The organism is Kordia sp. (genome assembly GCF_965224175.1).
GTDB lineage: Bacteria > Bacteroidota > Bacteroidia > Flavobacteriales > Flavobacteriaceae > Kordia.
Genome location: NZ_OZ245041.1, coordinates 1,758,234 through 1,772,027, shown reverse-complemented (window position 1 = coordinate 1,772,027; position 13,794 = coordinate 1,758,234). Strand labels below are relative to the sequence as shown.

Annotated in this window: 7 protein-coding genes; 4 read left to right on the top strand and 3 right to left on the bottom strand. The window is 33.8% G+C overall.

Annotated features, from left to right (window positions below):
- The first annotated feature begins 13 nt into the window (after positions 1 to 13).
- Positions 14 to 3,640: an ABC transporter permease/M1 family aminopeptidase gene (locus ACOQOS_RS07860; protein ID WP_420574420.1), complete on the top strand. Its 3,627-nt coding sequence runs from the start codon at positions 14 to 16 to the stop codon at positions 3,638 to 3,640.
- 72 nt (positions 3,641 to 3,712) lie between these two features.
- On the opposite strand, the gene ACOQOS_RS07855 is transcribed toward ACOQOS_RS07860, so the two are convergent.
- The 3 genes from ACOQOS_RS07855 to ACOQOS_RS07845 all read right to left on the bottom strand — a co-directional run bounded on the left by ACOQOS_RS07855 (position 3,713) and on the right by ACOQOS_RS07845 (position 5,985).
- Positions 3,713 to 4,792 (bottom strand): peptidoglycan-binding domain-containing protein, encoded by a 1,080-nt coding sequence (locus ACOQOS_RS07855; RefSeq protein WP_420574419.1) that lies wholly within the window; start codon positions 4,790 to 4,792, stop codon positions 3,713 to 3,715.
- Positions 4,793 to 4,892: 100 nt separating this feature from the next.
- Complete coding sequence (locus ACOQOS_RS07850; protein WP_420574418.1) at positions 4,893 to 5,096, bottom strand: DUF2007 domain-containing protein; 204 nt, start codon at positions 5,094 to 5,096, stop codon at positions 4,893 to 4,895.
- A 184-nt stretch (positions 5,097 to 5,280) separates the two neighbouring features.
- A complete protein-coding gene (locus tag ACOQOS_RS07845; protein ID WP_420574417.1) occupies positions 5,281 to 5,985 on the bottom strand; it encodes a DUF4197 domain-containing protein in 705 nt (234 codons plus the stop codon).
- 319 nt (positions 5,986 to 6,304) lie between these two features.
- Between ACOQOS_RS07845 and ACOQOS_RS07840 the strand changes: the two genes are divergently transcribed.
- The 3 genes from ACOQOS_RS07840 to ACOQOS_RS07830 all read left to right on the top strand — a co-directional run bounded on the left by ACOQOS_RS07840 (position 6,305) and on the right by ACOQOS_RS07830 (position 13,676).
- On the top strand, positions 6,305 to 9,745 hold the full coding sequence (locus tag ACOQOS_RS07840) for a methylmalonyl-CoA mutase family protein (protein WP_420574416.1): 3,441 nt from the start codon (positions 6,305 to 6,307) through the stop codon (positions 9,743 to 9,745).
- Between the two features lie 135 nt (positions 9,746 to 9,880).
- Complete coding sequence (locus ACOQOS_RS07835; protein ID WP_420574415.1) at positions 9,881 to 10,468, top strand: hypothetical protein; 588 nt, start codon at positions 9,881 to 9,883, stop codon at positions 10,466 to 10,468.
- A 148-nt stretch (positions 10,469 to 10,616) separates the two neighbouring features.
- Positions 10,617 to 13,676, top strand: coding sequence for a T9SS type A sorting domain-containing protein (locus ACOQOS_RS07830; RefSeq protein ID WP_420574414.1), 3,060 nt, complete (start codon positions 10,617 to 10,619; stop codon positions 13,674 to 13,676).
- The last annotated feature ends 118 nt before the right edge of the window (positions 13,677 to 13,794 follow it).

Sequence of the window (13,794 nt, the reverse complement as noted above, 5' to 3'; positions counted from 1 at the left end):
AAAACGAACACATATGTTTATCACATTCTTTCTCAGAGAAATCAGAACAGGATTCAAAAGTCCAATGCTTTACATCTTTTTCATCTTATTTACAATCATAGCTACAATTGGAGTTGTTAATGAGAGTATCACACTTGGCGGTTCGGTAGGAAATACATTTAAAAACGCGCCACATATCATGACCTATTATATTGGACGTTTATCATTATTCGGATTGCTCATCGCAACAGCATATTTCAACAATGCAGCTTTACGAGATTACCAACACAATTTTAATACTATTTTGTTTAGTACGGCAATAGACAAAGCAAGTTACTTTTTTGGACGTTTTTTTGGTGCATTATTTTTAGCTATAATTCCACTCTTAGGCGTATTATTTGGCTTTGTTTTCGGGACACATATAGGTATCGATTCAGAAATGATTTCCGCAAACAGAATGGGAACATTATATAGCGCGGCTTTTATAAATAATTTCTTCTTATTCATTCTGCCTAATATGTTTATCGCAGGAACTATCATTTTTGCTGTAGCCAACAAATGGAAAAGCACGATTGTATCTTTTATTGCAACGATTATAATTATTGTTGGATATTTGGTTTCAGGAGCATTTTTACAAGATGTAAACACCGAAAACATAGCTGCTATGACTGATGTTTTAGGGATGAATGCATATTTGATTGATACAAAGTATTTTACTAGTATTGAAAAAAATACTGAAATCGTATCATTCAGTGGATTATTGCTGATCAATAGAATTGTTTGGATAATGTTAGCGATTGGATTGCTTATCATCTCATATTTTTCATTTTCGTTTACACAGAAAAATCAAAAAATAAAAAAAGCAACACAAACGACATCATCTAAAATTTTGGAAACATTTCAATTTCCAATTGTACATACTCAATTTAATTTCAAAACGGTACAAACGCAGTTTGTCAGTCTATTTAAGATCAATTTCTACACATTATGTAAAAGCAATACATTCAAAATTATGTTGCTAGTTGGTGCACTGATTTTACTAAATAAACTTATAAACGGATTGGAGTATTATGGATTGCAATCGTATCCAATAACGCATAAAATACTAGATTTTAGTCGTCCTATAAGCATGGTTGTTGGTATGATTATGTTGGTGTTTTTTAGCGGAGAACTAATTTGGAGAGAACGCGCCAACAATATTAATGACGTTATTGATGGAACACCACACAATTCACTCACTATTTTAGTTGCGAAAATTGCAGCTTTGATTAGTATCAATATTGTATTTGATCTTTTCTTAATTATCGTTTCTATAGCATATCAATTGGCAAATGGATATACGCACATAGAACTTGGTGTATATATAGCTGATTTTTTATATTCAGGACTGCCTTTATTCTGTATTTGGCCCTGCATTTTCATTGCAATTCAAATTGCTTTCAATCATAAATACATAGCATATTTTATTGCTGTTATCTTATTATTTATGTTTGAATTTATAGTGGTAGACACACTTGGAATTCGTTCGTATATGGTAAATCTTGGTTTTACACCAATGTATACCTATTCAGATATGAATGGTTTTAGTGTAGCGGTGATTGCTAAAAATTGGTTCAACTTGTATTGGATATTATTTGGAATGATGTTAGCAACTGTAGCCAGTATTTTTTGGATCAGAGGAAATATAAAAGGCATACAAAATAGATGGAAAGCGGCTAGAAAACAAATTACTAGAAGTTATCTATTGTGCGCAACAGTTATAGGAATATTATTTATATGTACCACAAGCTTTGTTTATTACAATACGCAAATACTCAATTCATATCATTCCGAAACTGAAATCGAAGACATGCAAGAAGCATATGAAAAAAAGTATAAAAAATATGAAGGCATATTACAACCAAAAATCACAAATATTGATTATGATGTAGCAATATATCCCAAAGAAAGAAATGTAATCGCCGACGCAAAAATCATCATTCAAAACAAAAGAAATCAGCCGATAGACTCATTGCATTATTCTTTAATTCACTTCATGAGTTTTGGTGCACAAGGTATGATTCCTCATAAAAGCAATTGGAAAAAAACAGTCACAATTCCAAATGCAAAATTGGTATACAATGATTCAATATTAGGCTACCAAATCTTTAAATTACATACACCATTGCAACCAAATGAAACCATGCAAATAATGTTAGAAACGAGTTATACAAGTCAAGGTTTTGAAAACTCAGTATCAAACATTCGCGTAGTTGAAAACGGAACTTTTTTCGATAGTAATGAAATATTACCAATATTTGGATATGAACCATATAATGAAATTTCAGATGTGCATCACAGGGAAGAAAGAGGTTTAGCTAAGCATGAAGGAATGAAACCGATGGAAGACGCACATGCTACAACAGAAAATTACATCACAAGAAGCATGTCTGATTGGGTAAATATTTCCACAAAAATCTCAACGTCAAGTGATCAAATAGCAGTTTCGCCAGGAACACTAGAAAAACAGTGGACAGAAAACGAGCGATCGTACTTTGAATACAAAAATGATCATGCTTCTTTAAATTTCACCAACTTTATGTCAGCCAGATATGAAATAGCGCGCAAAAAGTGGAACGGAATCGATATTGAAGTCTATTATCATAAAACACATGCGTATAATATAGATATGATGCTTGCTGCAGTAGAAAAATCATTGACATATTACACAAAAAACTTTGGTCCTTATTTTCATAAACAAGCTAGAATTGTAGAGATTCCAAGGTATTACAACTTTGCGCAAGCGTTTCCTGGAACAATGCCGTACACAGAAGGCGGCGGATTCATTACCAACCTTTCCAACGTGGATGATTACAACATTATCTATTCAACAATTGCACACGAAATGGCACATCAATATTGGGCACATCAAGTAATAGGAGCAAACGTACAAGGCGCCACCATGTTGTCGGAAAGTTTTGCAGAATATTCAGCCTTAATGGTGATGAAAAAAGAAGTAAAGGATCCTATTAAAATGAAAGAACTATTAAAATATGATTTTGAACGATATCTCAGAGGAAGAAGCGCAGAAGAAGGAGAAGAAAAACCATTATATACTGTAGAAGATCAAGGATATATTCACTACGGAAAAGGAAGCTTGGTGTTATATGCTTTGCAAGAATATATTGGAGAAGACAATGTAAATAAAGCTTTGAGAGACTTTCTAAAAACATATGCATATAAAGAAGTTCCGTACCCAACAACGATAGATTTTTTAGCGTATTTAGAACCGCAAATTCCAAATGACTTAAAGTATGTGTTAACAGATTGGTTCAAAAAAGTCACTTTGTACGATTACAGTGTAACAGCTGCAACATATGAAGCAAAACCGAGTGGAAACTATGAAGTTAACGTCACTATTGATGCTTCAAAATTTAGAATAAATTCTTCTGGAAAATCACAAAAAGTTTCACAAAATGATTGGGTTGAAATTGGCATCTATGCAGACAATGAAGAAAAAAACTTAATGTTTGTAAAGCGAGTGTTGATTACGCAACAACAAATGAATTTTACCTTTAAAGTAAATGAAATCCCTGCAAAAGCTACTATAGATCCAAAACGCTTATTAATAGAACGTGTGATTGATGATAATGTAAGAGTTGTTACTGAAACAAAAAGTTAATGTTTTGTATTTTAAATCATAAAAGTAATACTATTTCAAAAGCGAACTTCGGTTCGCTTTCTTCTTTTCATACTATACTTTTCCAAGCTGAACCGCTTCTTGCATAGCTTGATAGCGTTTTTTCCAAGCGGCTCTATCTTTATTTAAATGATCGTCAATATGTACAGGATCTTTCGTATTAAAATTTCCGCCCCAACGTAATTTTGGATCATCAATAACTAGACTTAAAAAGTATTTTACAGGATCTGGAACATTTGGGTATTTTTCCAATACTTTAGAATTTGCCCATTTTCCATTTCCATATTGTAAATTCATGTCAATTCCATGCCCAGCCAAATGATTTGAAAAAGTAGCAGGTTTTACAATAGCTCCTTGAACATTTGTAGTAGTTCTAAACGAACTTGTGACATATACAAAAACATTAGCTTGTTTTGCGTAACCATTAATTTTTTCGAGTGAAGGAATAAATTCTACATCTGCTCTACAAGGTTTTCCAGAAAAATTAGAAGCTTCAAATAAGACTAACGGCGATTTCTTACTTGGTAAGTTTTTAGCTGCTAAATCTGTCCATTTACTACCATAATATTGATTAATATCTTTTAGAAAAAGATTAATTAATGGACGCGAAAGTAAATCTCCATCCGATTGAACTCCATTGTCATTTGCATACTTAATCACTGCATTTCGTGTGCTATTTCCATAAAATCCATCAGCGCCAAATTTTGCAAAATTCAATTCATTTCCATAACCTTCTGTATTCAAGAAAACTTGAATGGCAGTAATGCTCATCTTTGTTCCTTTTGAAATGTATTTTTTTGTTCGAAGATCAGACGTATGTATTTGCCATAGAACATACATTTCTGGTAAAAAATCATGACGTTGCAAAATAAGCTTTGCTAACGAATCAGAAACAGAAGTTCCATCACTTGAATGATTATTTCGTTTGGCAAAAGCAGCCACAGCAGCTGTAGTAGCTTGTCCATAATCTCCATCAGCTTGATAATTATCCCATTTCAGTTCTTTTCTAAAACCTAATTCAAACAGTGTTCTTTGAAGATCAGTAATCAATACTTTATCGGATGAACCTTTAAATAATGATTGATTAATATTCCCTTTTTTTAATGCAGATTCTAATAAATTTGAACATTCCATGGTTGTAACTTTTTATCTATAAGCAAATTAAATAAAAATGGTTAGAGTGTAAAAGGGTGAAAACACTTAGTTTTAGTTACTACAACTCATGGAAAATGCTTTATTTTAACTTTGAGAGTAACTGAACTGCTTTTTCAACATCTTCTTGTGCCACATGCAATTCAATGCTTCCGCCAAGTATTCCGACATAAGCAGAATCCATCTTGTTGATTTCAAAATAGTTAATTCCAGCTTCATCTAAAATGTGCTTAGCGTCCATGATTTGAATTTGTTCATTGGTAGTATATACTTTTACGTTACTCATATATTTTCTATTAAATGTTCTTTATTAAGATACAAAAAATGAACCGATTTTACTAGGTTTTGACATTGAATTATGATAAACAAATAAAAAACGTCATTACAAATTTTAATTTTTTGTAATGACGCTTTATATATTTTTTAACTGGCTAACAGCTAAAGGCAAATAGCCAAAAGCTGAAAAGAACCTAATCCTGTAAAGCAAAAACTTTTCTCAACAAATCTGTTGTTCTAGAACCTACTTTGGTACGAATCTTTTTCTCTTCCACAGAAATCATTGTATAGACACCTTTTAGTGCTTCGTTGGTTACATAATCTGTCAAATCAGGATTAACCTTGTTTACAAAAGGAATCTTATTGTAGTTATTGATCAATTCAGACCAAATTCTATCTGCACCAACTTTACTGAATGAATTCTGAATTACAGGTTTAAACTTACCATATAAAGCTGAATTTGTACGACCTTCTAAGTATTGAGTCGCAGCATTGTCAGCACCAAGTAATATATTTTTTGCATCTGCAAACGTAATATCCTTTACTGCGTTTACGAAAATTGGAGTCGCTTCTTTTACAGCATCTTCTGCAGCTCTATTTAGCATTTTAATTCCATCATCGGCTAAACTTCCCAAACCGATGTCGCGCAATGCTTTGTCTACTTTTTGTAATTCTTGAGGCATTAAAATCTTTACAAGTTCATTTTTATAGAAACCATCTTTCAAGGTCAATCGCTGTACTTGTTTGTCAATACCAAAATCTAATGCTTGACGCAATCCTGCTGCAATATCAGCGTTTCCTAATGTTCCTCCTTGTGGTAATTGATTCACAATTCCTTGTAGTTCTGAGCAAGAATTGAACATCAATAATCCAACAAAAGCAATAATGATTTTTTTCATGAGTATATCTTTAAGATTTTTAGACTGTAAAAAAGTACAAAAGTTTAATTAAACTCAAAATTGTACATCGCAAAAATACACGAATAATTATAACAAATCGTTTGTTTCAATTGAAATTTAATATGCTTCATTCCTGAGAAAAAGTAATATTTTCTAGAATTTTACATACAAAAAGACAAGATTTTTAATTTGCAGAAGAAGGAATGAGTGTCTGACTCTAAAAACTCCTAATCTTCCTTTCTTATATATTTCTTAAAAAATGTTCGATTTTTTTGAATATTCCGTAAATTGCATGCCTAAAATATAGACTTCATTACAGATGGAACAAGCGCAACCCTATAAACCAACCTATAAAGTACGAATCGTAACTGCTGCATCACTCTTTGACGGACACGATGCTGCCATCAATATCATGCGAAGAATTATTCAATCAACAGGTGTTGAGGTAATTCACTTAGGACACGATAGAAGTGTGGAAGAAGTAGTAAATACTGCCATTCAAGAAGATGCAAATGCAATTGCAATGACTTCATATCAAGGTGGACACAATGAATACTTTAAGTATATGTATGATTTGTTAAAAGAAAAGGGCGCAGGACACATCAAAATATTTGGTGGCGGTGGTGGTGTAATCCTTCCAGAAGAAATTAAAGATTTGATGGACTATGGAATTACACGTATCTACTCGCCAGATGATGGACGTGAAATGGGATTACAAGGAATGATCAATGATTTAGTACAAAAATCTGATTTTGCTATTGGCGATTCATTAAATGGAGAAGTCAATGTTTTACACGAAAAAAATCCAAAAGCAATTGCACGTGTCATATCTTCAGCAGAAAACTTTCCAGAAGTTGCAAAAGATGCTTTAGATACGATTCACGAAAAAAATAAAACATCAAAAACACCTGTACTTGGAATTACAGGAACTGGTGGAGCAGGAAAATCAAGTTTAGTTGATGAGTTAGTGCGTCGATTTTTAATTGATTTCCCAGAAAAAACAATCGGATTGATTTCTGTTGATCCATCAAAGCGTAAAACTGGTGGCGCTTTATTAGGTGATCGTATTCGTATGAATGCTATCAATTCGCCAAGAGTATACATGCGTAGTTTGGCAACACGTCAATCTAATTTAGCACTTTCAAAATACGTAAATGAAGCGGTTCAAGTATTAAAAGCTGCAGAATATGATTTAATTATTCTAGAAACTTCTGGAATTGGACAATCAGATACAGAAATTATGGAGCACAGTGATGTTGCTTTATATGTAATGACGCCAGAGTTTGGAGCTGCAACGCAATTGGAAAAGATTGATATGCTTGACTTTGCTGATTTAGTTGCCATCAACAAGTTTGACAAAAGAGGTTCGCTTGATGCCTTGCGTGATGTAAAAAAGCAGTACATGCGTAACAACAATCTTTGGGACATTCCTCAAGATCAATTGCCTGTCTATGGAACAATTGCTTCTCAGTTTAACGATCCAGGAATGAATACCTTGTACAAAGCTGTGATGGATAAATTGGCAGAAAAAACAGAAGCTGATTTACAATCAACTTCAAAGATTTCTAGTGAAATGAGTGAGAAGATCTTCGTAATTCCTCCATCAAGAACACGTTATTTATCTGAAATCGCAGAAAACAATAGAGCATACGATAAAAAAGCAGAAGTACAAGTTGAAGTTGCTCAAAAACTATACGGAATCTATAAAACCATAGGATCGATAACAAATGTCACATCGACCGCAGTCGAGATGAAATTCATGTCTAAAACAGGTTTGGACGAAAACATCATTTTAGAACGATTAGACGAAGAAACTGATATCGAATTGGTAAAATTATTACTAAAAGAGTTCGATCGCGTAAAGCTAAACCTTGATCCGTACAACTGGGAAATTATTAACGGTTGGAACGAAAAGGTAAACAAATACAAAAATCCGATCTACACGTTTAAAGTACGTGACAAAGAGATCAAAATTAATACACACACAGAATCCTTATCACATTTACAAATACCAAAAGTGGCTTTGCCAAAGTATCAAGCTTGGGGAGACATTTTAAAATGGTGTTTGCAAGAAAATGTACCAGGAGAATTTCCATATACTTCAGGATTATATCCTTTCAAGCGTACAGGAGAAGATCCAGCGCGTATGTTTGCCGGAGAAGGTGGACCAGAACGTACCAACAAACGTTTCCATTATGTGAGTCAAGGAATGCCTGCAAAACGTTTATCTACAGCGTTTGATAGCGTAACTTTATACGGAAACGATCCAGATTTACGACCAGATATTTATGGTAAAATTGGAAATGCAGGAGTTTCTATCTGTTGTTTAGATGATGCTAAAAAACTATATTCTGGGTTTGATTTAGCACATAAAATGACATCGGTAAGTATGACGATTAATGGTCCTGCGCCAATGTTATTAGGTTTCTTTATGAATGCAGCGATCGATCAGCAATGTGAGATGTACATCAAAGAAAACGGATTAGAAGCAGAAGTAGAAGCAAAAATTGCAGAAATCTACAAAGGAAAAGAACGTCCACAATATAATGGAGAGTTGCCAGAAGGAAATGATGGTTTAGGATTAATGTTACTTGGAGTTACTGGTGATCAAGTGTTACCGGCAGCTGTATATGAAGATATCAAAGTAAAAACCATTGCACAAGTTCGTGGAACTGTTCAGGCAGATATCTTAAAAGAAGATCAAGCGCAGAATACGTGTATTTTCTCTACAGAATTCGCTTTACGATTAATGGGAGATGTACAAGAATATTTCATTGAAAACAATGTTCGTAACTTCTATTCAGTGTCAATTTCTGGATACCACATCGCAGAAGCAGGAGCAAATCCAATTACACAGTTAGCATTAACACTATCTAACGGATTTACCTACGTTGAATACTATTTAAGTAGAGGAATGGATATCAACAAGTTTGGTCCAAATTTATCATTCTTCTTCTCAAACGGAATCGATCCAGAATATGCTGTTATTGGACGTGTAGCACGTAAAATCTGGGCGAAAGCCTTGAAACATAAATACGGAGCCAATGCACGTGCGCAAATGTTAAAATATCACATTCAGACTTCTGGACGTAGTTTGCACGCTCAAGAAATTGATTTCAACGATATTCGTACAACCTTGCAAGCTTTATATGCAATTTATGATAACTGTAACTCGTTACACACAAACGCATATGATGAAGCCATTACTACACCAACAGAAGAATCAGTGCGTAGAGCTATGGCAATTCAGTTGATTATCAACAAAGAATTAGGTTTAGCGAAAAATGAAAATCCAATTCAAGGTTCATTCATCATTGAAGAATTGACAGATTTAGTTGAGGAAGCTGTATTAATGGAGTTTGATAGAATTACGGAACGTGGTGGCGTATTAGGAGCAATGGAGACAATGTATCAACGTTCTAAAATTCAGGAAGAAAGCTTGTATTATGAAACCTTAAAGCACAACGGACAATTCCCTATTATTGGTGTAAACACATTCTTAAGTAGTAAAGGTTCACCAACAGTAGTGCCTAAAGAAGTAATTCGTGCAACAGAAGAAGAAAAACAATATCAAATTAAGATATTAGAAAACCTTCACAGCGCGCATGATACCAAAGAATTACTTCATGATTTACAATTAAAAGCGGTGAATAATGAAAACATATTCGAAGCTTTAATGAATGTTTGTAAAGTATGTTCATTAGGTCAAATTACGGCAGCATTATTTGAAGTAGGAGGACAGTATCGCAGAAATATGTAAACTGACTGTATCATCACAAAATAATTTAAAAAACTTGGTTGACTTTGGACAGTATTATTGCTATTTTAACTAAAGTTAGATGTAAATCAATATGTATTTAGTAATCCTCATAAAATCTAAATATAAGCACTCGTAATGAAACATGATGAGTATCCGCTTCAGTTTTTAGCAGTTATACAACATACTGCAAATGTGGTTGAAGTGGAAGAAGTATTTTTTGACAAACTCAGGAATAATTCGAAGTATCAAGAATTATGTTTAGAATTGTATTCGTATCCAACAGAAGAACATGACATTTTTTGGAATGTAGATGATTCTCTTATAAACTCGGATTTAAGACTACATCAAAAAGATTTTTCAGCATATTACATAGCAATAGATATGCCTGTTTTTTATGTGTATCTCAATCATTCATTTTGTGTATTACTCATTGATCATTGGAAGTTGTTTTTGGTAGAGAAAGCGTATCATGATACTATTCTATCTATCATAGAAGAAATTATCATAGGTTTAGGCACTGCAAATAAAGAGTGTGTTTTTGCTGCAACTGACCAACAAGAAGATTATTCCATTTTTGAAAAACACATATTAAACACCAACAAAATGTTATCCTTTAAATCCATCAAAGAAATCAAAGATTTTTTTGATGCTACTGGAGTTCAAGAATTAAGTAACTCTCAAAATTCAACTCTTGGTTACATCTATAAAAACTGGAATAAGTAAACAATATCGAAGAAATCCATACTTTCATCTAAACAGAAAATATATACTACCAAAAATGTATGAATCGTGTCGGTTCATACATTTTTTATACATACTCATACAAAAGGAAGTACTTTCATGCATGTAAAACTAAATAGGGGCAAACTACATGAGGGCAAAACTACTTCTCTTAGGAATATTTTTATTCACTAACATATATTGCTATGCACAAGCACCAGCAAATGACGATTGTGCAAATGCTGAAATTATCTCTGTAACAACGACTGGATTTACAAATGTAAGTTTCAACAACGGAATGGCAACACAAAGCCTATTGAGTAGTTGCGATACTTCTTCAACTTCATACTTAGACATTTGGTACGAATTCACAATGCCAGTCAATGGAAACATCAGAATAACGAATGTAAACTTTGCAGATGGATTTTCCTTGTATACTACTTGTGGCGGAGCAGAAATTGCTTGTTTTTACGATGATGGATTTTTCTATGGTCTTTCTGCAGGAACATATAAACTTAGAGCTGTAAGTACTGCCAGTCAAGCTGGAGCGGATAGTTTTCGCATTCAAGCATTTGAAGCTGCAACCAATGACGAATGCGCAAGTGCCGAAGTCATTACAGATGATATCACAACACAACGTACAATAAACTACAACAATGCAAGAGCTACAGAAAGCTTAGACAGTAGTTGTGATACAGCTTCCAATTCAAATCTAGACCTTTGGTATGAATTTACGATGCCAGTCAATGGAAACTTACGAATTTCAGGTGTCAATTTCGCGGATGGTTTTACACTTTACGACAACTGCGGAAGTGTTCCTACTGAATTAGACTGCTTTTATGACGATCATTTTGTCTACAATCTCGCAATGGGAACCTATATATTGCGTGTAACGAGTACAGCTGGTTTTTCAGGAAGCGATAGTTTTATAATTCAGGCAATAGAAACAGCAACCAATGACGAATGCGCTAATGCAGAAGTCATTATGGACGATATCACAACTGCAAGAACAATTAATTTTAACAATGCAGCAGCAACACAAAGTTTACAGAGTAGTTGTGACAATCCTTCAAATACATATTTAGATCTTTGGTACGAGTTTACAATGCCAGTCAATGGAAACTTACGAATTTCAGGAGTAAACTTCGCTGATGGCTTTACATTATATGATAACTGCGGAACGATTCCAACAGAAATTGATTGTTTTTATGATGATAATTTTACGTTTGGACTTACAACAGGAACTTATACCTTACGTGTTACAAGTTTAGATGTGAATGCAGGAAATGATAGTTTTGTCATTCAAGCTTTTGAAGCAGTAGCAAATGATGAATGTGCTAACGCAGAAGTCATCACAGAAAATATTACAACAGCAACAACAATTAATTTCAACAATGCAAACGCAACCCAAAGTCTAGAAAGTAGTTGTGATACAAGCAATACAGAAGATTACTTAGACGTTTGGTTCGAATTTACCATGCCAGTAAACGGAAACTTAAGAATCTCAGGAGTAAACTTTGCAGATGGCTTCACCTTATATGACAATTGTGGAACAGTACCAACTGAACTTGATTGCTTTTACGACGATCATTTTGTATACAATTTAACAACAGGAACCTATATTTTACGTGTTACTAGTACTGCAGCATTTGCAGGCGCAGATAGCTTTATAATTCAAGCTTTTGAAACAGCAACGAATGACGAATGTGCCACTGCAGAAGTCATTACAGAAGATATCACTACACAAAGAACTATCAATTTTAATAACGCAGCAGCTACAGAAAGTTTGGATGGAAGTTGCGATACTGTTTCAAACACATACTTAGACCTTTGGTATGAATTCACCATGCCCGTCACAGGAAATATATACATTTCTGGTGCTAATTTTGCAGACAGATTTACTATTTATGATACTTGTGGAGGATCAGAATTAGCATGCTTTGCAGATGATGGTTTTGCATACAGTCTAACTCCTGGAACTTATTATTTACGAGCATACAGTACAGATGATAATGCTGATGCTGATAGTTTTAATATTCAAGCGTTTGAACAATTACCAAATGATGATTGCGCCAATGCTGAAATGATCTCAGTGGCTGGAGTAGGAGCATGCGGAACACAAAATATTACAGTTGATACACGAAGAGCAACAGAAACAGTTACACCAGCAACAGGAAGTTGTTTTAGTACATCGCAAGTTTGGCTAGATGCTTGGTATGCTTTTGAAGCGCCAATTACAGGAAACATAAGCCTTACGAGTACAAGTTTTAATAACATATTTGCTGTGTATGAATCTTGCGGTGGATCAGAAGTAGCATGTTTTGCAGACGATGGAATTATTCCTGTCGTTTTTGGAAATACGTATTATATACAAGCTGCCAGAGCAACTACATCTGCTGGAGCAATTACTTTTTGTTTAGAAGGATCGCCGACAGTAGCGGAAGGAATTGTAGGAACTTGTGAAAACATACCAGCCATAGAAATATCAACAACACAAGGAAATATCAACGAATGGGTTCCAGTTTTAGACGCTTCAGGAGCTATTGTAGCGGCTATAAATGCAAACGGAAACGATTTGGGAACAATAACAACCACATTATTCATTGACAATGCTGATACCAGAGACTTTTCTGGGCAACCGTATTTACGGAGAGAAGTCTCTATCAGCACCTCAAATGCGCCATCTAGTAGTGTAAATGTACGTTTATACATGTTAGGTGATGAGGTAGATGATTTAATTTTAGCAGATACTGATTTCAATACAATTAGTGATTTAGAAATCATGAAAGTAAACGGAAATACATGTTCTGCTGGATATGTTTCTGGTGGAGATTATATTCAAACTAGCGGAACTTCTTATCTGGATGATTATTACATACAGTTTGCGACAAATTCGTTCTCAGTATTTTATCCAACATCCACTAATTTAAGCAGTACTTTAAGTATTCAGTCTAATGAAAATAATGAACTAGGCGTTTCTGTCGTACCAACACTAACAGATGGAATCATCTATTTGCAAGCAGGCAAAGCAATTTCAAATGTAAATGTACATGTATTTGATATTACGGGAAGAAACATCTATCAAACAACATTCGAGACTATCAATCAAACAAAACAAACAGTAAACTTATCAAGGTATCAATCAGGAATATATTTTATGAAGATATCACAAAACAGCAAACAATTCACCAAACGAATTGTATTAAAATAGTAATAGTTAGTAGTCTGATACTAAACTTAAAGTGCCATAACGTGTTTTAGTCTTTACACTGGGTTGCACTTTTATTTTTTTATGAAATGAGAAATCTTCTGTAGTAAATGCTCATTTT